21 protein-coding genes are annotated in these 18,971 nt (G+C 60.5%); 11 read left to right on the top strand and 10 right to left on the bottom strand.

The annotated features are described in order from the left end of the window. Positions 1–156 precede the first annotated feature (156 nt). The 3 genes from AC1DKH_RS11930 (at position 157) to AC1DKH_RS11940 (ending at position 2,065) form a co-directional block, all read left to right on the top strand. Positions 157–1,149: a 2-hydroxyacid dehydrogenase gene (locus tag AC1DKH_RS11930; RefSeq protein WP_477798256.1), complete on the top strand. Its 993-nt coding sequence runs from the start codon at positions 157–159 to the stop codon at positions 1,147–1,149. A gap of 77 nt (positions 1,150–1,226) precedes the next feature. Continuing rightward, positions 1,227–1,661 carry a hypothetical protein gene (locus AC1DKH_RS11935; protein ID WP_477798257.1) on the top strand — a complete coding sequence of 145 codons (435 nt, stop codon included), beginning with the start codon at positions 1,227–1,229 and terminating at the stop codon, positions 1,659–1,661. After that, positions 1,661–2,065 (top strand): META domain-containing protein, encoded by a 405-nt coding sequence (locus AC1DKH_RS11940; protein ID WP_477754812.1) that lies wholly within the window; start codon positions 1,661–1,663, stop codon positions 2,063–2,065. The genes AC1DKH_RS11935 and AC1DKH_RS11940 overlap by 1 nt, the downstream gene beginning before the upstream one ends. 97 nt (positions 2,066–2,162) lie before the next feature. On the opposite strand, the gene AC1DKH_RS11945 is transcribed toward AC1DKH_RS11940, so the two are convergent. Continuing rightward, the gene (locus AC1DKH_RS11945) at positions 2,163–2,630 is read right to left on the bottom strand and encodes a TlpA disulfide reductase family protein (RefSeq protein WP_477754811.1); all 468 of its coding nucleotides are present in this window, start codon (positions 2,628–2,630) and stop codon (positions 2,163–2,165) included. A 114-nt stretch (positions 2,631–2,744) separates the two neighbouring features. On the opposite strand from AC1DKH_RS11945, the gene arsC reads away from it, so the two are divergent. From arsC to AC1DKH_RS11960, 3 genes are read left to right on the top strand one after another with little or no spacing between them, the layout of a single operon-like run. Next, positions 2,745–3,098: an arsenate reductase (glutaredoxin) gene (gene arsC / locus AC1DKH_RS11950; protein ID WP_477754810.1), complete on the top strand. Its 354-nt coding sequence runs from the start codon at positions 2,745–2,747 to the stop codon at positions 3,096–3,098. Then, positions 3,095–3,691 carry an NAD(P)H:quinone oxidoreductase gene (wrbA, locus tag AC1DKH_RS11955; RefSeq protein WP_477754809.1) on the top strand — a complete coding sequence of 199 codons (597 nt, stop codon included), beginning with the start codon at positions 3,095–3,097 and terminating at the stop codon, positions 3,689–3,691. The genes arsC and wrbA overlap by 4 nt, the downstream gene beginning before the upstream one ends. Before the next feature lies 1 nt (position 3,692). Next, positions 3,693–4,118 carry a DUF2069 domain-containing protein gene (locus tag AC1DKH_RS11960; protein WP_477798258.1) on the top strand — a complete coding sequence of 142 codons (426 nt, stop codon included), beginning with the start codon at positions 3,693–3,695 and terminating at the stop codon, positions 4,116–4,118. Positions 4,119–4,213: 95 nt separating this feature from the next. On the opposite strand, the gene AC1DKH_RS11965 is transcribed toward AC1DKH_RS11960, so the two are convergent. Next, positions 4,214–4,888: a DNA-3-methyladenine glycosylase I gene (locus tag AC1DKH_RS11965; protein WP_223456102.1), complete on the bottom strand. Its 675-nt coding sequence runs from the start codon at positions 4,886–4,888 to the stop codon at positions 4,214–4,216. 130 nt (positions 4,889–5,018) lie between these two features. After that, positions 5,019–5,843, bottom strand: coding sequence for a tRNA 2-thiocytidine(32) synthetase TtcA (ttcA, locus tag AC1DKH_RS11970; protein WP_223456101.1), 825 nt, complete (start codon positions 5,841–5,843; stop codon positions 5,019–5,021). A gap of 358 nt (positions 5,844–6,201) precedes the next feature. Between ttcA and AC1DKH_RS11975 the strand changes: the two genes are divergently transcribed. Together AC1DKH_RS11975 and AC1DKH_RS11980 are read left to right on the top strand one after the other, a co-directional pair. Further along, complete coding sequence (locus tag AC1DKH_RS11975) at positions 6,202–6,804, top strand: Yip1 family protein (protein ID WP_008051494.1); 603 nt, start codon at positions 6,202–6,204, stop codon at positions 6,802–6,804. Positions 6,805–6,962: 158 nt separating this feature from the next. Further along, positions 6,963–7,457: a SprT family zinc-dependent metalloprotease gene (locus tag AC1DKH_RS11980; protein ID WP_477752826.1), complete on the top strand. Its 495-nt coding sequence runs from the start codon at positions 6,963–6,965 to the stop codon at positions 7,455–7,457. Between the two features lie 120 nt (positions 7,458–7,577). Here the strand turns inward: AC1DKH_RS11980 and AC1DKH_RS11985 are convergent, their stop codons facing one another. Continuing rightward, a complete protein-coding gene (locus tag AC1DKH_RS11985) occupies positions 7,578–8,753 on the bottom strand; it encodes a CaiB/BaiF CoA transferase family protein (RefSeq protein WP_477798259.1) in 1,176 nt (391 codons plus the stop codon). 144 nt (positions 8,754–8,897) lie between these two features. After that, positions 8,898–10,232 carry a dicarboxylate/amino acid:cation symporter gene (locus tag AC1DKH_RS11990; protein ID WP_477752828.1) on the bottom strand — a complete coding sequence of 445 codons (1,335 nt, stop codon included), beginning with the start codon at positions 10,230–10,232 and terminating at the stop codon, positions 8,898–8,900. Between the two features lie 337 nt (positions 10,233–10,569). Between AC1DKH_RS11990 and AC1DKH_RS11995 the strand changes: the two genes are divergently transcribed. Beyond that, positions 10,570–11,568: an AraC family transcriptional regulator gene (locus AC1DKH_RS11995; RefSeq protein ID WP_477752829.1), complete on the top strand. Its 999-nt coding sequence runs from the start codon at positions 10,570–10,572 to the stop codon at positions 11,566–11,568. Between the two features lie 89 nt (positions 11,569–11,657). Here the strand turns inward: AC1DKH_RS11995 and AC1DKH_RS12000 are convergent, their stop codons facing one another. The 3 genes from AC1DKH_RS12000 to AC1DKH_RS12010 form a co-directional block, all read right to left on the bottom strand. Beyond that, positions 11,658–13,004, bottom strand: a complete 1,347-nt coding sequence (locus AC1DKH_RS12000) for an ATP-binding protein (RefSeq protein ID WP_477752830.1) — start codon at positions 13,002–13,004, stop codon at positions 11,658–11,660. Next, on the bottom strand, positions 13,001–13,678 hold the full coding sequence (locus AC1DKH_RS12005; protein WP_477798260.1) for a response regulator: 678 nt from the start codon (positions 13,676–13,678) through the stop codon (positions 13,001–13,003). The genes AC1DKH_RS12000 and AC1DKH_RS12005 overlap by 4 nt, the downstream gene beginning before the upstream one ends. Before the next feature lie 123 nt (positions 13,679–13,801). Then, positions 13,802–14,404: a hypothetical protein gene (locus AC1DKH_RS12010; RefSeq protein ID WP_477752831.1), complete on the bottom strand. Its 603-nt coding sequence runs from the start codon at positions 14,402–14,404 to the stop codon at positions 13,802–13,804. 146 nt (positions 14,405–14,550) lie between these two features. On the opposite strand from AC1DKH_RS12010, the gene AC1DKH_RS12015 reads away from it, so the two are divergent. Together AC1DKH_RS12015 and AC1DKH_RS12020 are read left to right on the top strand one after the other, a co-directional pair. Beyond that, complete coding sequence (locus AC1DKH_RS12015; RefSeq protein WP_477764819.1) at positions 14,551–15,342, top strand: dienelactone hydrolase family protein; 792 nt, start codon at positions 14,551–14,553, stop codon at positions 15,340–15,342. Positions 15,343–15,492: 150 nt separating this feature from the next. Next, positions 15,493–16,218, top strand: coding sequence for a 4'-phosphopantetheinyl transferase family protein (locus AC1DKH_RS12020; RefSeq protein ID WP_477798261.1), 726 nt, complete (start codon positions 15,493–15,495; stop codon positions 16,216–16,218). 125 nt (positions 16,219–16,343) lie between these two features. Here the strand turns inward: AC1DKH_RS12020 and AC1DKH_RS12025 are convergent, their stop codons facing one another. Then, positions 16,344–17,954, bottom strand: a complete 1,611-nt coding sequence (locus AC1DKH_RS12025) for an ATP-binding protein (protein WP_477798262.1) — start codon at positions 17,952–17,954, stop codon at positions 16,344–16,346. After that, the gene (locus tag AC1DKH_RS12030; protein WP_477752835.1) at positions 17,951–18,673 is read right to left on the bottom strand and encodes a response regulator; all 723 of its coding nucleotides are present in this window, start codon (positions 18,671–18,673) and stop codon (positions 17,951–17,953) included. The genes AC1DKH_RS12025 and AC1DKH_RS12030 overlap by 4 nt, the downstream gene beginning before the upstream one ends. Positions 18,674–18,971: the final 298 nt, after the last annotated feature.

Consider the following 18,971-nt stretch of genomic DNA (forward strand, 5'->3'; position numbering starts at 1 on the left):
TCAATCAAATATCAGCATAAGCTCAGCGCAAACCCTGTAGGAGCTGGCTTGCCAGCGAAGGCGGCCTCAGAGACAGCACAGGGTTTGAGATCCTCTTCGCAGGCAAGTCGGATCGCCGCACCGCAGCTCCTACAGAAACGGGACAGAGAGGACATCATGCGTACGATTTTTTTCAGCAGCCAGAACTACGACCGCGACAGTTTTCTAGCTGCCGATCAACCGGTCGGCATCGAGCTGCAATTTCAGCCTGCGCGCCTGAGCCTCGACACAGTGGCGCTGGCCCAGGGGTATGAAGCGGTCTGTGCGTTCATCAATGATGACCTCGGCGCGGCGGTACTCGAACGCCTGGCCGCCGGTGGCACTCGCCTGATCGCCCTGCGCTCGGCCGGTTACAACCATGTCGACTTGCCGACGGCAAAACGTCTGGGACTGGCCATCGTGCGCGTCCCGGCCTATTCGCCCCACGCGGTGGCCGAACATGCAGTGGCGCTGATCCTCGCACTCAACCGCCGCTTGCCCCGCGCCTACAACCGCACTCGCGAAGGGGATTTCAGACTGCAGGGGCTGACGGGTTTCGACCTGGTGGGCAAGACCGTCGGCGTGGTCGGCACCGGTCAGATCGGTGCCACCTTCGCCAAAATCATGAGCGGATTTGGCTGCCAGTTACTGGCCTGTGACCCCTACCCCAACCCGCAGGTCGAAGCCCTTGGCGCGCGCTACCTGAGCCTGCCGCAGCTGCTGGCCGAATCGCAGATCATCAGCCTGCACTGCCCGCTCAACGAGCAGAGCAAGCACTTGATCAACCGCCAATCCCTGGCGCACATGCAACCGGGCGCAATGCTGATCAATACCGGACGTGGCGGCCTGGTGGACACCCCGGCGCTGATCGATGCCCTGAAAGACGGTCGCCTGGGTTACCTGGGGCTGGATGTGTATGAGGAAGAGGCGCAGTTGTTCTTCGAGGACCGCTCCGACCTGCCGCTGCAAGACGATGTACTGGCCCGGTTGCTGACCTTCCCTAACGTGATCGTCACCGCACACCAGGCCTTTCTGACCCGCGAAGCGCTGGACGCGATAGCCGCCACCACGTTGCGCAACATTGCAGCCTGGACGGCGGGCACCCCGGAAAACCAGGTGACGGGAGACTGAAACGGATCGAAGGTCATCTGCCTGCGCGATGCGGTGTGCAAGCCCGTGATAGCATATCGCGCATATTTGGAGGACCCATGGTCGAACACGATTTCCGCTACAGCCTGATGAACCCGCAACACACCCTCACCGAATGCCGCGCCCTGGTGCCAGGGCGCTATCAGGTCACCGGCAACGGTGGCTCGATTCGCAACAACGACGTGCTGGTCGTGACCCTCAAGGGTGCCAAGGACTTGTCCATGCGCCTGACCGTCGAAACGGTTCGCCACCTGATCAACCCGCCCGGTCAATGGGTCGCGGTGGCCAGTGGCCCGGTATTCGGCGAACTGGCCATTCATACCTGGCAAGTGAACTGTGACAGCTGCGCCAAAGAGCTGAGCTTCGAGTTCGCCGTCGATGCCAAGCTGGGCAACAAGGCCGAAAAGCCTGCCGCCACTGCGCGGATTGCCGATCTGGGCTGGACCACCGTTGGCGAGAAACACCTGTGCCCGAAATGCCAGGAGCCTGCGTGATGAAACGCCTCGCTCTGAGCGCGATGGCCGGTGCCAGCCTGCTGGGCTGCGCCGCCGAGCCGGTGCAGTTGCAACAAAACCGCAGCTACATTCTGGAATGGATCGGCGAACGGCCGTTGATGGACTACAGCCACCTGACCATCACCCTCGCTGAAGACGGCCGGGCTTACGGCAATGGTGGCTGCAATCACTGGTTCGCGCCGTACACCCTCGATGGCGACAAACTGACCTTCGGCAAAATCGGCAGCACCCGCAAACTGTGCGCGCCGGCGCTGATGGAACAGGAAAAACGCTTCCTCCAGGCCCTGGAAAACGTCCAGCGCTGGGACGTCTCCCCGATCGAGCAGATGCGCTTCTGGCCAGCCGAAGGCAAGCCGCTGCGTTGGTGGCTTGAGGAGGGTTGATCCCCTGAAAGATCGCAGCCTGCGGCAGCTCCTACATGGATTGTCGTACACCCTGTAGGAGCTGCCGCAGGCTGCGATCTTTTCTCTCAAGAACAACTCAATTCTTCGCCTGCAATGCCTCAAGCTTCGCCATCACCCCCGCCGCCGTCTGTTCCCCCATCAACTGCTCACGCACCTTGCCCTTGTTATCGATAATGTACGTCACCGGCAACACCTCGCTGCGCGGCAGCTCGAACAGCTCGGTAGGGTCCAGCGCCAGCACGGTGAACCTGATTCCCAGCTTCTCGCTCGCGCCCTTCAGCTCTTGCCCCTGGACGTTGTCGAAGTTGACCCCGAACACACCAATTTTCTTGTCCTTGAGCTGCTCGGCCAAGGCATTCAACTCCGGGATCTCGGTACGGCAAGGCCCGCACCATTCTGCCCAGTAGTTAAGTACCAGCCATTTGCCGTCCAGTCGGTCGGCGGCGATCTTGTGGCCGTCCTGGTCGATGCCATAGTCATTCCCGCAGCCCCCCAGCATCAACGCCCCGATGATCGCCAATGCCGCTGCCAGTCGCCTTGTCATGTCGTGTTCCTTGTCAAAAATTGAATGCGCCTGCGACCCATCGCCTCTCACGGTTCTGGATTGCGCGCTGCACAGTTAGAATAGCCGCCACCTTACGCAAGATGCGACCCGCTCATGACCGATCTGACGCTTTATCACAACCCGCGCTGCTCGAAATCCCGCGGTGCGCTCGAACTGCTTGAAGCCCGTGGCCTGACGCCTACCGTGGTCCGTTACCTCGACACTCCGCTGGACGCCGCGCAAATCCAGAGCCTGCTGGGCAAACTCGGGATCAGCGCCCGGCATTTGCTGCGCACCGGCGAGGACGAGTACAAAACCCTCGACCTGGCCGACAACAGCCTGAGCGAAGCGCAATTGATCGCCGCTATCGCCGCCCACCCGAAACTGATGGAGCGACCGATTCTCGAAGTCGGCGACAAAGCCATCATCGGCCGCCCACCGGAGCAGATCCTGGAACTGTTGCCATGAGTGCACCGTACATTCTGGTTCTGTACTACAGCCGCAGCGGCTCGACCAACGAAATGGCCCGGCAGATCGCCCGCGGTGTAGAACAGGCCGGGCTTGAGGCCCGCCTGCGCACGGTGCCGGCGATTTCCAGCGAGTGCGAAGCCGTTTCGCCGGAGATTCCCGACGAAGGTGCGCTGTACGCCAGCCTCGACGACCTGAAGAACTGTGCCGGCCTGGCACTCGGCAGCCCGACCCGCTTCGGCAACATGGCCGCGCCGCTCAAGTACTTTCTCGACGGCACCAGCAACCTGTGGCTGACCGGCGCCCTGGTGGGCAAACCGGCGGGTGTATTCACCTCCACGGCGAGCCTGCACGGCGGCCAGGAAACCACCCTGCTGTCGATGATGCTGCCGTTGCTGCACCACGGCATGCTGATCACCGGCCTGCCCTACAGCGAATCGGCCCTGCTGGAAACCCAGGGCGGCGGCACGCCTTACGGCGCCAGCCACCACGCCGGTGCCGACGGCAAAAGCGGTCTGGATACCCATGAAGTGGCGCTGTGCCGCGCGCTGGGCATGCGCCTGGCCAAGACTGCACAGAAACTGGAGAGCTGAGGTGGCCAAGAAGCCGAAGATTCTGCCCGCCATTGACTGGCTCGAAGCACGGGTCAAGGCGATGCGCGCCATCAGCCTGCTGTGCTTTTTCGGCCTGGTGGGACTGCTGTGTGTTTACTACCTGGCGATTGCCGATCTGCACGGGGCACGCCCCTGGGTGATCCTGTTGATCGAACTGGTGCCACTGCTGATTCTGGCACCGGGGATGATCGTCGGCAGCCCTCGCGGGCATTCCTGGATGTGCTTTGTGGTGAACCTGTATTTCATCAAGGGCGCGTTGGCTGCCTATGACCCGAACCGGCAAATCTTCGGTTTGCTGGAGATGGGTGCGAGCCTGGCGGTGTTCTGTTCAGCGTTGTTGTATGTGCGCTGGCGGTATCAGTTGAATCGCAAGTTGGCTGGCGAGGACGAAGTTTCCGTCGCCTGACAGAAAAGATCGCAGCCTTCGGCAGCTCCTACAGGCTTACACATTCCCCTGTAGGAGCTGCCGAAGGCTGCGATCTTTTGGGGCCACCCAAACCCTCAATGATTGACGGTATAAGCCAGCATCATCGAAATCTGGCTCATCGGCCGCCCGCCACTTTCCTCGTGCCACTGGTTGAACACGTCCTGCACCAACGCCAGGTCGCGCAGGCTGCTCGGCACCTTGTCGATGATGTCCTGCGCATTCAGCGCCGCCACCACGTCATAGCTCGGTACAAAGGTGTCCTTGCCGATCATCCGCAAGAAGCGCGGGGCAGACAGACCGCCCAACTGATGTCCGCGTTTTTTCAGAAAGGTCCAGAGCCCGACGATATCAGTCACCGGCCAATCGGCGATCAGCGCGCCGAAGCTGCCCTTTTCATGGGCCACGTCCAGTATGAACTGCGCATTGCGCGGCACACTCTTGAGCTTGCCCAGGTGACGGATGATCCGCGTGTCCTGCATCAGCCGCTCCAGGTGTTCGGCGCTCATCAGCACGACTTTCTCCGGGTCGAACTTGAAGAACACTTCTTCGAAGGCCGGCCACTTGGCATCCACCAGGCTGTGCTTGAGCCCGGCGCGGAATACCCGTAGCGCCATCATCGAGAGGTAGCGATCGTCGCTGATCTTGCGCAATTGCGCGGGAGTCTTGGGAACGGGCAGGTGGGCTTCCAGTTCAGCCGCTGAACCGAAACGGTTCAAGCAGTACTCGTTCAGCCACTTGTAGTCGCGCATGCCCTCTCCTGGAGGTTGAAACAATAAACAAATGTAGGAGTGAGCCTGCTCGCGATCGCGGTTAGTCATTCAACATTGATGTCGACTGACACTGCGCGATCGCGAGCAGGCTCACTCCTACAGTTTTTGACTAGAGATTGACCACATTGACGAATCGCGAAGCCGCGCTTTCGTCGATCTTGAGGCTGGTGAAGTCGAACAGGTTGCGGTCCGCCAGTTGTGACGGGATCACGTTCTGCAGGCTGCGGAAAATGCTCTCGGTACGGCCCGGGGTCTTGCGCTCCCAGTCCAGCAGCATTTCCTTGACCACCTGACGCTGCAGGTTTTCCTGGGAGCCACAGAGGTTGCACGGGATGATCGGGAATTGCTTGAAGTCCGAGTAGGCCTGGATGTCTTTTTCGTTGCAGTAGGCCAGCGGGCGGATCACCACGTTACGGCCATCGTCGGCGCGCAACTTCGGTGGCATGGCCTTGAGCGAACCGTTGAAGAACATGTTCAGGAAGAACGTTTCGACGATGTCGTCGCGGTGGTGACCGAGGGCCATCTTGGTCGCGCCGATTTCGTCGGCGAAGGTGTAGAGCGTTCCGCGACGCAGACGCGAGCACAGCGAGCAGGTGGTCTTGCCTTCCGGGATCAGCTCCTTGACCACCGAGTAAGTGTCTTTCTCGACGATGTGGTACTCGATACCCAGTTCTTTGAGGTAGGCCGGCAGCACGTGCTCCGGGAAGCCCGGCTGCTTCTGGTCCATGTTCACGGCCACGATCTCGAACTTGATCGGCGCGACCTTCTGCAAGTGCATCAGCACGTCGAGCATGGTGTAGCTGTCCTTGCCACCGGACAGGCAGACCATGACCTTGTCGCCGTCTTCAATCATGTTGAAGTCGGCAACCGCCTCACCGGCCTGTCGGCGAAGGCGCTTTTGCAGTTTGTTCTGGTTGACCGTGAGAGTGCCCATGACGCGAAATCCGTGAGGTGTGACGAAAGGCCGGCATTTTACGCAAAAAATCAACCTGTAGGAGCTGCCGAAGGCTGCGATCTTTTGATTTTGATCTTCGGTGGCGCTGAAATGGCCAAAGATCAAAAGATCGCCCGAGCGCGGACCGAGCCTTCGGCAGCTCCTACAGACGCAACCGCGATTAGGCCTGGGGTTTACAGCGCGATTTGCTCTAAAGCCCCTACTTCCTCCAGGGAAACTCATCCCTATACTGCGACATAAGGTCGCATACGAATTTCAGACCTGTGACTTGCTTGGCCGCATTGGCCTGTAGGCGCTCCACTGGGGGGCGACGGTAAAGACAAGAGGAGTGACTGGCATGATCCATCACGTAGTGGGGCTCTTCACCCACCCTGACCAAGAATGGAAAGAAATCCGTGGCGATCAGGAGGAAAGCATCAGCCACATGTACCTGACCCATACGCTGATCCTGGCGGCGATCCCCGCCGTGTCTGCCTTTATTGGCACCACACAGGTCGGCTGGGTCATCGGCAATCGACCTCCCGTAATGCTGACCGTAGAAAGCGCGATATGGATGACGATCATGTCGTACCTGGCGATGCTCGGCGGTGTCGCGGTAATGGGCGCATTCATTCACTGGATGGCCCGCACCTATGACGCCAACCCAAGCCTGGCCCGCTGCATTGCGTTTGCAACCTACACCGCTACACCGCTGTTCATCGGCGGCCTCGCCGCCTTGTACCCGCACTTGTGGCTGGGGATGATCGTCGGCACCGCCGCCATCTGCTACACGGTGTACTTGCTGTACGTGGGCTTGCCGACATTCATGAACATTCCATCTGACGAGGGCTTCCTGTTTTCAAGTTCGGTGCTCGCCGTAGGCCTGGTGGTGCTGGTCGCCATCATGGCGTTCACCGTGATTGTCTGGGGACTCGGCGTGGGGCCGGTCTATACCAGTTAGCCGCTCATCACTGATAATCAGAAACGACCGACACAGGCCGCCGCAAGGCGGCCTTTTCATTCTTCAGCAACGAGCAGGCACACAACCATTCGGCACCTTGGCGATTCGCAAGGCCCGAGGGTTGCGGCATACTCGACGTCTCTGGAGATCCATCGAGCATGCCCGAGCAACTCAATACCCGCGTCGAAGACTGTTTCCAACAAGCCGAATCCTTTTTCAAACGACCCTTCAAGCGACCCGTGGTGAGCCTCAAGCTGCGCGGGCAAAAAGCCGGTGTCGCGCATCTGCACGAGAACCTGCTGCGCTTCAATCCGCAGTTGTACCAGGAAAACACCGAAGACTTCCTCAAGCAGACCGTGGCCCATGAGGTCGCGCACCTGATCGCCCATCAGTTGTTCGGCGACCGCATTCAGCCCCATGGCGAAGAGTGGCAATTGATCATGCGCGGCGTGTACGAACTGCCGCCCAACCGCTGCCACACCTATGACGTCAAACGCCGCCGCGTGACCCGCTACATCTACAAATGCCCGTGCGCCGACAGCGACTTCCCGTTTTCCGCCCAGCGCCACAGCCTGGTTCGGCAAGGTCGGCGGTATTTGTGCCGGCGGTGCCGCAATACCCTGGTGTTCAGTGGGGAAATGCGGGTCGAGTAGTTGGATTTTCAGTGTTTGTGACGCTGCTATCGCGAGCAGGCTCGCTCCCACAGGGGATCTTTGGCGTGACACAAACCCAATGTGGGAGCGAGCCTGCTCGCGATGGCGGCCTGACAGGCACTAGAGAATCACCTTGGCTCGCCGCAACTGTTCGATCCGCTCAATGCTAAACCCCAACTCCCTCAACACCTGATCCGTATGCTGCCCCAACGCCGCGCCAATATGCCGGGGCTCAGGCAAACCTTGCGAAAACTTTAGCGGACAAGCCATCTGTGCCTGGGTCGAGCCATCGCCACGGGGCACATCGGTCACCAAGTCCCGCGCCTGCAACTGCGGATGACTCAGCGCCTCCCCCAGGCTCAACACCGGCTCGACACAAGCATCCAGCTCCGCGAAAAGCGCGCGCAACTCGGCAAAGTCATACTTTTCGAATTCGACCTTCAGCGCGGCTTTAAGCTGTTGCTGGTGCGCCGCAGACAGGCCGAGGCCGGCCAGTTCCTCAAGCCCCAACGCCGCGCACAACTGTTTCATGAATACCGGTTCCAGGCTGCCCACCGACAGCCAGCGCCCATCCCGGGATCGGTAGTAATCGTAGAAGCTGCCGCCATTGAGCACCTGGTCTTCCGGCCCCGGCTCGACGCCACAGGCCAGATACCCGGCACCTGCCAGCGCATTCAGGCTGAACGAGCAGTCGGTCATGCTGACATCCAGGTGCTGGCCCTGACCGGTTTGCTGTCGCGCAATGACCGCCGCCAGCAAGCCAATCACCCCGTGCAGCGAACCACCGGCGACATCCGCCACCTGCATGCCCAACGGCAGCGGCCCACTGTCGGCACGACCTGTGTAACTCGCCAGCCCGGACAGGGCCAGGTAGTTGATGTCATGGCCGGCGCGGTCCTTGTAGGGGCCGGTCTGGCCGTAGCCGGTGATCGACACATAAATCAATTTGGGATTGATCGCCTTCAGGGCTTCGTAGCCCAGGCCCAGACGTTCCATGACACCCGGGCGAAACTGCTCGAGCACAATGTCGTAGTCCTGTAGCAACGACCTGATCACCTCAAGGGCCTCAGGCTGTTTGAGGTCCAGGGCGAGGCTGCGTTTGTTGCGGTTGAGGTAGGCATGACTGGCTGACACGCCTTGATCATGGGGTGGCAACACTCGCAGCAGATCCATGCGCGTCGGTGATTCGATGCGCAGCACCTCGGCGCCCATGTCCGCCAGCAGCAACGAGGCGAACGGCCCCGGCAGCAGTGTCGAGAAATCCAGAACCTTGAGTGATGCCAGTGGACCGAGCATGAGCGTTCTCCCTTAACGATGCCCACAGCCTAGGCAGCCGATTGCTTTGCAGCAATCACCTTATATGCCACGCGCAGTGACCGTTACGCTCAATCGCCGGGCATGAAAAAACCCGCCAAAGCGGGTTTTTCATTACAACAAGGCTTACTTGGCGTTCGTCGGGGTTGCCCCTTCGACGTGGCCCAGAACATCATCTTTAGGCTCGTCGGCAATGCCGCGACCGCCCGAAGCCAGCTCGGCTTGCAGCACGTCGGTGTCCAGTTCCTTGACCCACTTGGCCACGACGATGGTGGCTACGGCGTTACCGACCAGGTTGGTCAGGGCACGGGCTTCGGACATGAAGCGGTCGATGCCGAGGATCAGCGCCAGGCCGGCAACCGGCAGGTGGCCCACGGCGGACAGGGTCGCAGCCAGTACGATGAAACCCGAACCGGTCACACCGGCGGCGCCTTTGGAGGACAGCAACAACACCACCAGCAGGGTGATCTGGTGCGTGATGTCCATGTGGGTGTCAGTTGCCTGGGCAATGAACACGGCCGCCATGGTCAGGTAGATCGCGGTACCGTCGAGGTTGAACGAGTAGCCGGTCGGGATCACCAGGCCTACCACGGATTTCTTCGCGCCCAGACGCTCCATCTTGACCAGCATGCGTGGCAGCACCGATTCCGAAGAAGAAGTACCGAGCACGATCAGCAGTTCTTCACGGATGTAGCGGATCATCTTCAGCACGCTGAAGCCATGCATGCGAGCGATGGAGCCCAGCACGATCAGAATGAACAGCAGGCAAGTGATGTAGAAGCACGCCATCAGTTGACCCAGTTGCACCAGCGAGCCGACACCGTAGGCACCGATGGTGAACGCCATGGCACCGAAGGCACCGATCGGCGCGAGCTTCATGATCATGTTGATGATGTTGAACATCACATGGGCGAAGCGATCGATGAAGTCCAGCAGCGGCTTGCCGTAGGCACCCAGGCGATGCAGGGCGAAACCGAAGATCACCGAGAACATCAGCACTTGCAGGATGTCGCCCGTGGCGAATGCGCCAACGATGGTGGCCGGGATCACGTTGAGGAGGAAGCCGATGACACTTTGATCAGCACCAGCCGCTACGTAGGTAGCGACTTTGGAGGCATCCAGGGTGCTTACGTCGATGTGCATGCCAGCACCTGGCTGCACGACGTTGACCACGACCAGACCCACCAGCAAAGCGATGGTCGAAACGATTTCAAAGTAAAGGAGTGCGTAACCGCCAGTCTTGCCGACCGCTTTCATGTCCTGCATGCCGGCGATACCGCTGACGACGGTGCAGAAGATGATCGGGGCGATGATCATTTTGATCAGTTTGATGAACCCGTCACCCAGCGGCTTTACCGCCACACCGAGCTGCGGATAGAAGTGACCGAGCAAAATACCGATGACAATTGCAACGATCACCTGGAAATACAGGGATTTGTACAGTGGCTGACGAGTCGTCATTGCAAAGTTCCTCAAGGGTGCCCGGTGACAACATCCATCTGTTGCCCGCAACACCGCAATTGCGAACCCTCCTGCACTGGAGGGATTTGTTTTTTCGAGCTGCGCAACGGCAGGCATCTGCACGTTGTATCGCAAGGCCCGTGCCACCTTCCGTAAAATCCCTGCAAGCCTGTTGATCTCTGGGGTTGCAGCGAATCCCTGTCACCGAACGGTTACAAACATGTGGCGGATTTCCGCCCTTCAATTAAAAGTCGTCCTGCTATTTGGCGGATATCCGCCCTGTTCATGCCCACGGTGCGCAGCTAACATCCGTCGATCAACGGTCAGATCTGCTGCCATGCGCGAACGCACCATCGCCAGTCATTTCGCCCGCGCTGCCCTTGGTGGTGCGCGTCGGCACGGCTACGACTATTGCGGCGTGCTACAACAACTGGGGATCAGCCCCGAGTTGCTGGACGAGCCCCGGGCACGCATCGCGCCTGAGCAATTCACCCAACTGATCCAGGCGTTATGGCTGGCGCTGGACGACGAGTACCTGGGGTTCGGGCAAGCCCCAAGCAGGCCGGGCAGCTTCGCGATGATGTGCCATGCCGTGATTCACTGTCGCAACCTGGATAAGGCACTCAATCGCGGCTTATTGTTTTATAGCCTATTCCCCGGGGCTCCGCGTTTGACCCTGAGCCGAGAAGATGAATGGGTGCGCCTGAGCCTGGACGATTCGCAACTCTGGGACCCGGACCATTTCCTCAGCGAAAGCCTGCTGGTGATCTGGCACCGTTTCGGCAGCTGGCTGATCGGCCAGCGTATTCGCCTGGAACAGGCCTCGTTCAGCTACCCCCGGCCCGAACACGGCGCCGAGTACGACCTGTTGTTTTCCTGTCCGCTTGAGTTTTCCAGGCCCCAGAGCAGCCTGTTGTTTCACAGCCGCTACCTGGCCATGCCGCTGTTGCAGGACGAACGCACCCTCAAGCATTTCCTCGAGCGCTCCCCCGCCGACCTGCTCTCGCGTCCGGATGACGGCGACAGTTTGAGCAGCCGCCTGCGGCGCTTGCTCAGTCGCGACAGTTCACGCTGGCCCGACCTGGAAGCCGTGGCCGCCCACCTGCACATCAGTCCGCAGACCTTGCGCCGGCATTTGCGGGAAGAGGGTTCGAGCTTTCAGGAATTGAAGGACCAGTTGCGCCGGGACATCGCGATTTATCACCTGAGCCGCGCTGACCTGTCGTTGCAACAGATCGCCGAGCAGCTGGGGTTTTCCGAACCGTCGGCGTTTCACCGGGCGTTCAAGAAGTGGACGGGGCTGACACCGGGGGCTTATCGGGCGCAGGAACACTGAGGTTCAAGGCTGAATTTTTTGGTGTCTTCACTGGCCTCTTCGCGGGCAAGCCCACGAAGAGGCTCGAAAGAACACTATCAAACCTCAGGTCAAACCACCGGAAAAAGAATCCGGAACGCCGCACCGCCCATCGGTGAATCACCCAAGGTCAGCTTGGCGCTGTAGCTCTCGATGATGTCCTTGACCACCGCCAGGCCGATGCCCTGCCCCGGGTGCTGGCGATCCAGACGCTCTCCGCGCTCGAGAATCCGTGCGCGCTGATTTTGTGGTACGCCGGGGCCGTCGTCCTCGACACACAACTCGGTGCCGCTGAGAGTTTCACGCACACTGATGCGTATTTCGCCCAGGCACAGGCGATAGGCGTTTTCCAGCAAATTGCCCATCATCTCCAATAGAGCGCCTTGCTCGATCGGTACGTAACACGGGTCGGGCAAATCGAACGCGACGTGCACGCGCTTGTCGCGATAGACCTTGTCCAGTGTGTCGCACAGGCTTTTCAGTACCGGGTGCAAGCGCACCTGATGACGTACCAGACCGCTTTTGCGCAGGCTGGCGCGCTGCAATTGGTAGCTGATCTGCTGGCTCATGCGTTCGATCTGGGTTTGCAACACCCAGGCCTGATCGCGATCCTCAGGACGCTGGGCCAGGTCTTCACTGACGCCTTGCAACACCGCCAGCGGCGTTTTCAGGCTATGGGCCAGGTCATCGAGGGAATCACGGTAGCGACTGCGCTGCTCACGTTCACTGTGCAGCAAACGGTTGAGAGAACCGGTCAGGCGCAACAATTCACGGGGATGTTCCTCACTGAGGCTTTCGCGGGTGCCACCTTCGATCTGGTCCAGTTCCTGGCTCAAGCGCCGCAATGCCTGCAAGCCCCAGGTCAGTCCGATCCACAGCAACGCCAGCAGCACCAGCAGTGCCGCGCCAAAACCCAGATAAAGATTTTCCCGCAAGCCTTCGAGGGTCAGTTCGTACTCGCGAACCGGCTGCAGCGCCACGATGCTGAAGGCTGCACTTTTACCGCCGAGCAACTTGACCTCGACGTCGTAGACGAAGAACTCCTGGCCATTGGCTTCGCGGATCCGCGCAAACTCGTTGCCACGCCCGTCGTAGCGCGGCTTGTAATTGATGCGTTCTTCCTGGGTCGCCTTCGAACGCCAGACCAGATGCCCTTCACGGTCATAGATGTAGCCAAGCAGCCGGCTGTCGGTGAGGTTGAAGCGTTCGTCAGGCAATTGCGCCGGCATCTGCAGACTGTTGTTCTCCACCCGTGCGGCAGAGATCAGCGTGGTCACGTCCGAAGCCAGACGCTGCTCGATGGAGTCCTGCAACGCCAGGCTGAAGGCACCTTGCATCGCCGGCAGCAGAGCCAGCATGAACAACACCGCCAACAGCGTGGCAGCGAGCATCAAGCGAATGCGCAGCGAACGGATCAAGTGCAACGCTCATTGAACAGGTAGCCCAGGCCGCGCACGGTGTCGATCGGTTTGAACCCGTCCGGCCCCTCCAGTTTGCGGCGCAGACGGCCGACCAGCACCTCGATCACATTCGGATCGCGCTCGTCGTCATCCGGGTAGAGCTGTTCCATCAAGCGGTCCTTGGGCACCACTTGCTGGTGATGGCGCATCAGGTATTCGAGGATGCGGTACTCATACGCGGTCAGTGCCAGCGGCTGTTCGTCGAGGGACGCCTGCTTGCGGTTCAGGTCCAGCAGCAACGGGCCAGCAACGATGGTCGACTGGGTGAATCCGCTGGAGCGGCGCAACAAGGCATTCAGGCGGGCCTCCAGTTCTTCGAACTGAAACGGCTTGACCACGTAATCGTCGGCGCCGGCGGCCAGGCCTTCGACCTTGTCCTGCCAGTTGCCGCGCGCGGTGAGGATCAGTATCGGGAAGGTTTTGCCGCTTGAGCGCAACTGGCGGATCAGGTCGAGCCCGCTCATGCCCGGCAGTCCGAGGTCGATCACCGCCAGGTCAAAGTTGAACTGCGCGGTCTGGTACAGTGCCTCCTCGGCGTTAGCCACCGACTCGACCACGTGGCCGCTTTCCGTCAGGCGGGTTTTCAGGTGATGACGCAGCAGCGCTTCATCTTCGACGACCAGCAGTTTCATAACGCTCTCCCGGGCAAATCAACATCTCCAAAAGCACAACGTCTCACCTCAATAGCTAACATGGCAACGGTCACTGTAGGAGCGAGCTCGCTCCTACAGGTTTCGCGTTGGCGCATGCCCTTGTCAGAAAGCGTAGTTGGCGGACAGGTAGGTCTGGGCGCTGCTGGTCAGGTCCAGCGAACCCTGCTTGTTGCCACCGCGCTCGCTCATCTCAGTGCTGGCGTTGCTGCGCAGGTAACGGTAACCCAGTTCAACCGAGGTGTTCTGCGAAACCTGTTGCAACACACCCGCCTGACCACCGATGGCGTAGCCAATATTGCTGTCGCGGCTGAAGCCTGGCGATTCCTGAGTCATTTTGGTCAGGCCGGCCGTGGCACCACCGAACAGCCTGGTGCTGCCGCCCACCGGGTAAAACAGATCGTAGCTGCCCAGGAGGTTTTCCTGACGCAGTTTAATGCCGTTGTGCGAGCCCGATACATTGTCGTACGTGGCGTAGTAGCGGCCCTTGGTATTTTGCTGGCCCAGACGAACACCCCAGGTGGTGTCCTTGCCGATCACGCCATCGGCGTTCGGGTGATTGAGGTTGTCGTTCAGGGCGTGGGACTTTTTGACCTTGTCGCTGGTCTGTCCAAGAGTAAGGCTGGCGAAGTTGTCGTCGGACGCGAAGGCTGCGGAGCTTGCGCCCAGAACCGTGATTGCCAGAAGCAGTTTTTTGAATGCAGTCATTGGGGAGTTACCTCATGTGCCGTTTGTTTTTTGGGTACGGGGCAAGGTTACGCAGCGGGTCCTGAACTCCCCCTGAACGCACTCTGAACCTGGGCTGAACCGCCCTTTCCCGAATGTTTCGACACGTTTCAACAGGAGTTTCGACCATGCGCATGTTCTTCGCCGTCCTCCTACTGGCCTTGTGCGGGCTCAGCCAGGCCGCCATCCAGACCCGGGAAATCCCCTACCAAAGTGCCGACGGCACGAAAATGATCGGCTATTACGCCTATGACGATGCGATCAAGGGCCCGCGCCCCGGGGTCGTGGTTGTGCATGAGTTCTGGGGCCTGAACGAGTACGCCAAGCGCCGCGCCCGGGATCTCGCCAGCCTGGGCTACAGCGCCCTGGCCATTGACATGTACGGTGATGGCAAAAATACCGAGCACCCCAAAGACGCCATGGCGTTCATGCAAGCCGTGGCAAAAGACAGTGCCGTGTCGAGCGCGAGGTTTCAGGCCGGGCTCGACCTGCTGAAAAAACAACCGCAAACCGATCCGCATAAAATCGCCGCCATCGGCTACTGCTTCGGTGGTGGCGTGGTGCTCAACGCCGCAAGACAGGGCGTGCCATTGGCAGGCGTGGTGAGTTTCCATGGCGCCTTGGCGACCAACACGCCGGCAACGCCAGGCAGCGTCAAGGCGAAGATCCTTGTGGAACACGGGTCGCTGGACAGCATCGTCACCCCGGAAAACATCACGGCTTTCAAGAACGAGATGGACAAGGCCGGCGCCGACTACAAATTCGTCAGCCTCGACGGCGCCAGGCACGGCTTCACCAACCCGGATGCCGACCGGCTAAGCCATGGCGATCATGGCGGGCCGGACATCGGCTACAACAAGGCCGCGGATGAAAAATCCTGGGCGGACATGCAGGCGTTTTTCAAGAAGATCTTCAGCTGAGCCGGTAGACCGCTTCGCGAGCAGGCTCGCTCCCACAGGAATTGTGCAGCGACACAAATCCACTGTGTGCGAGCCTGCTCGCGAAGGCAGCAACACCGATCTGAAGCTTTGCACTACCCAGTCCCAAGGCAACCCGGCAAAATGCCCCCCATGAATTCAGCCCCCGCCCTGCCCGTCTGCTGCACGCCCCTCGATGACCATTGGCCGCTGCCGTTTGTGCTGCCCGATACGGTCCTGTTGAGCACTCACTTCGATAGCGCCCGACTGGCCAGCGATGACTTTCAGCGCAGCGCTGTCGAAGCGCCGGCGAGCATCCAGCGCTCGGTCGCCAAACGACAGGCAGAGTTTCTCGCCGGGCGGGTGTGTGCCCGGGCTGCGTTACAGCGGCTCGAAGGTTTGAGCTTCATTCCGGCCATCGGTGAAGACCGGGCACCGGTCTGGCCTGCTCATATCACTGGCTCGATCACCCACAGCACTGGCCGGGCCGCGGCGATCGTGGCGGACAAAAGCCATTGGCGCGGCCTGGGCATGGATCTGGAAAACCTGCTCAATGCCGAACGGGCCGAACGCCTGGCCGGGGAAATCCTCAACCCGCCGGAGCTACAGCGCATGGCGGCCGGTGATCACGATCAACGGGCGTTGCTGGTCACCCTGACGTTCTCGGTCAAGGAAAGCCTGTTCAAGGCGCTCTATCCGATCGTTCAGCAACGTTTTTACTTCGAACACGCCGAAGTGCTGGAATGGCGTGAGTCGGGCGAGGTGCGGTTGCGATTGCTTACTGATTTGTCCAGCGAATGGCGCAACGGCACCGAGCTGGATGCGCAGTTCGGGGTCAAGGATGGGCAGTTGTTGAGCGTGGTCAGCATCAAGGCCTGAAGTCTTTGGCGCCTGTCAGGCCGCCATCGCGAGCAGGCTCGCTCCCACAGGGATTTGTGGTGTGACATAGATCCAGTTTGGGAGCGAGCCTGCTCGCGATGGGGTCCTATCAGACAACACAAGGCTCAACGCTTCTCCTGATTGCGTGGCCAGCTCAAGCTGAAGCATGCCCCGCCCAGGCTCTTGCTCTTGCCAATCAATGCCCGCCCGTCATGCCAATGGATGATGCGCCGCACAATGGACAGGCCTAACCCATGGCCTCCAGACGCCCGGGTGCGGCTGTCGTCGAGTCGCAGGAACGGCGTGAAGATCTTCTCCCACGCCGACTCCGGCACACCCGGCCCGTCATCCTCGATATCCACCCGGCATCGCTGCTGCCCCACCTGATAACTGATAGTCACCCGTGATTGCGCATGACGCATAGCGTTGCTCACCAGGTTCTGGATCGCCCGGTGCAGATAACGCGGTTCGGCCTCGACCCAGGCGTCGTCGTTATCGGCCGCCGACAGGCACAACCCCCGCTGCACCGTAACGTCTGCACGTAACGGCGCCAGTTCTTCGATCACCTGATTGACCAAGGCATCCAGATCGATCCGCTGAAAGTTCAGCGCCGGCGAACCCTGTTCGAGCCGCGCGTAGGTCAGCATCTCGTCCACCAACCGGTCGAGATCCTCGATGTCGTGGTCCATGCCCTGGCAGTATTTTTCCAGGGCTTGCGGCGTGGTGGCCGAACCGATCATCTCCAGGCCAAAGCGCAGGCGGGCCACCGGCGTGCGCAATTCGTGGGACACCGCGCGCACCAGTTCGCGCTGGATCGCCAGCAGCTGCTGCAAGTGCTCGGCCATACCGTTGAACGCCGACGCCAACCGCCCCACAGAATCCGCACCGCGCGCCGGCACGCGGGTTTCCAGACTGCCCTTGGCGATGCGCGTGGCGGCGGCCTCGAGGCCACGCAAGCGTCGCTCCAGCTGACGCACCAGCAGATAAACGATCAAGCCGATCAGCGTCAGGCCCAGCGCGGCGATCAGCACCAGCCATTCCGGCGGATAAGGATTCATCTGATACAACGGACCGATTTCCAGGACCCACGGTGTGCCGACCATACCGGCGAACACCCGGATCGAATCGCCGCCCTTGCCCAGCGCCATCACAGTGTCGCCCTCGGACACCCGGCGACTCTGGTCTTCGTCCATGTCCGCCTCGTCAACCGTGACCAGGCGCAGGTCGAAACCGAAGCCCTTGTCTTGCTTCAATTGCGCCAGGCGCATGGGCTGGTCGGCGACCGGTGTGCGCACCAGTTCATCGGTCAACAGGTAGATGGTCGCCCGGGCCAGTTGCTCGCTGATCTGCTGCACTTCCCCGGTGAGCATCAACTGTTCCTTGTCGCTGACCAGCTTGAATACCTTCGCCGCATGCGGGCCGGTCTGTTCCACCAATGCCTGGCCGCGCAACACACGAGTGCGCTGGGTCAGGTCGAGGTCAGTCTCGGCAAAGGCTTTCAGCGCCAGCGGAATGCCGAGCAGCCGCTCCCACACCAGCAAGGCCCGGTGGCGCTCGGTCTGGTTCATCGGTTGCAGGTTGTCGGCCATCAGCGTGAATGTGCCGTGGGCCAGACGCTCGCGGTATTGCTCGCTGCGCACCTGATTGAGCAGGTGCAACGCCAGCACACCGAGCACCGCCACCAGAATCAGCGCGGCGCACATGCCGCCATAGATACGCAGGAAGATCGAGTTCACAGGGTCTGGTCTACGCAAGCCTCGGGAACGAACAGATAGCCTTTGCTGCGCACGGTCTTGATCAGCCGTGGATGCTCCGGGTCATCGCCGATCTTCGGGCGGATGCGCGAGATGCGCACATCGATGGAGCGGTCCTGACCGTCATAGCCGATGCCCCGCAGTGCGGTGAAGATCTCCTCCCGGGAGAGGATGCGCCCGGCATTGGCCACCAACAGCCAGAGCAAGTCGAATTCGGCGCTCGTCAGCTCGATGCCGTTGCCCTGCAACCAGGCTTCGCGCAAGGCGTTGTCGACGATCAGCGGGCCGAACTGTAGACGCCGCTGTTTTTCCGGGGCGGCTTCGGGTGCTTCACTGCGACGCAGCAGGGCCTGGATGCGCGCCAGCAACAGACGCGGGCGTACCGGTTTGCACACGTAGTCGTCAGCCCCCAGGTCCAGGCCGAGAATCTGGTCAGTGTCATCGGTGCGGGCGGTGAGCATCAGGATCGGGCCGTCATAGCGGGCGCGGACCTTGCGGCAAATGCTCAGGCCATCTTCGCCGGGGAGCATCAGGTCGAGGATCACCAGGTCCGGTTGTTCCTTGATGATGCGGTTCGCAGCGAGTGCACCATCGCCTTCGATCGATACACGCAGGCCATTGGCTTCCAGGTAATCGCGGGTCAGTTCAGCCAGTCGCTGGTCGTCCTCCACAATCAATACCTGCCAGGCTTCTTGCTCCACGGGTGACCTCTGCTTGCCAAAAACACCAATAAGGAAGGATCCGCCCGTCTTTTTTGTAATGATTCGGGGGGACAAATATGTATACACGCTGGGCCGATTGTATAAACGCCGCCCGTCGAGAACACAAGCAGGTAAATGCGTTCGGACGAAGCGGTTTTTTGTGATAGGGTTCGCGCCCTTAAAAATCCGATCGAGCGTTTTCGATCGTAGAAAATCCCTGAAAAAAGGTCCGGTCCAGCAGTGTCGCGGCCTACACGCCGGTTCCCTCTTTCACACACAATTTACGCACAGGTTTATC

It is taken from the genome of Pseudomonas sp. 05L36 (assembly GCF_056398125.1).

Excerpts from the sequence above, each read along its gene's own strand:
- AC1DKH_RS11945 (WP_477754811.1), bottom strand. The coding sequence starts at position 2,630 with ATGACAAGGCGACTGGCAGCGGCATTGGCGATCATCGGGGCGTTGATG.
- arsC (WP_477754810.1), top strand. The coding sequence starts at position 2,745 with ATGACCGATCTGACGCTTTATCACAACCCGCGCTGCTCGAAATCCCGC.
- AC1DKH_RS11975 (WP_008051494.1), top strand. The coding sequence starts at position 6,202 with ATGATCCATCACGTAGTGGGGCTCTTCACCCACCCTGACCAAGAATGG.
- AC1DKH_RS12010 (WP_477752831.1), bottom strand. The coding sequence starts at position 14,404 with ATGACTGCATTCAAAAAACTGCTTCTGGCAATCACGGTTCTGGGCGCA.
- AC1DKH_RS11930 (WP_477798256.1), top strand. The coding sequence starts at position 157 with ATGCGTACGATTTTTTTCAGCAGCCAGAACTACGACCGCGACAGTTTT.
- AC1DKH_RS12005 (WP_477798260.1), bottom strand. The coding sequence starts at position 13,678 with ATGAAACTGCTGGTCGTCGAAGATGAAGCGCTGCTGCGTCATCACCTG.
- ttcA (WP_223456101.1), bottom strand. The coding sequence starts at position 5,843 with ATGGGCACTCTCACGGTCAACCAGAACAAACTGCAAAAGCGCCTTCGC.
- AC1DKH_RS11995 (WP_477752829.1), top strand. The coding sequence starts at position 10,570 with ATGCGCGAACGCACCATCGCCAGTCATTTCGCCCGCGCTGCCCTTGGT.
- wrbA (WP_477754809.1), top strand. The coding sequence starts at position 3,095 with ATGAGTGCACCGTACATTCTGGTTCTGTACTACAGCCGCAGCGGCTCG.
- AC1DKH_RS12020 (WP_477798261.1), top strand. The coding sequence starts at position 15,493 with ATGAATTCAGCCCCCGCCCTGCCCGTCTGCTGCACGCCCCTCGATGAC.
- AC1DKH_RS12015 (WP_477764819.1), top strand. The coding sequence starts at position 14,551 with ATGCGCATGTTCTTCGCCGTCCTCCTACTGGCCTTGTGCGGGCTCAGC.
- AC1DKH_RS11990 (WP_477752828.1), bottom strand. The coding sequence starts at position 10,232 with ATGACGACTCGTCAGCCACTGTACAAATCCCTGTATTTCCAGGTGATC.
- AC1DKH_RS11940 (WP_477754812.1), top strand. The coding sequence starts at position 1,661 with ATGAAACGCCTCGCTCTGAGCGCGATGGCCGGTGCCAGCCTGCTGGGC.
- AC1DKH_RS11985 (WP_477798259.1), bottom strand. The coding sequence starts at position 8,753 with ATGCTCGGTCCACTGGCATCACTCAAGGTTCTGGATTTCTCGACACTG.
- AC1DKH_RS11935 (WP_477798257.1), top strand. The coding sequence starts at position 1,227 with ATGGTCGAACACGATTTCCGCTACAGCCTGATGAACCCGCAACACACC.
- AC1DKH_RS11965 (WP_223456102.1), bottom strand. The coding sequence starts at position 4,888 with ATGCGCGACTACAAGTGGCTGAACGAGTACTGCTTGAACCGTTTCGGT.
- AC1DKH_RS11980 (WP_477752826.1), top strand. The coding sequence starts at position 6,963 with ATGCCCGAGCAACTCAATACCCGCGTCGAAGACTGTTTCCAACAAGCC.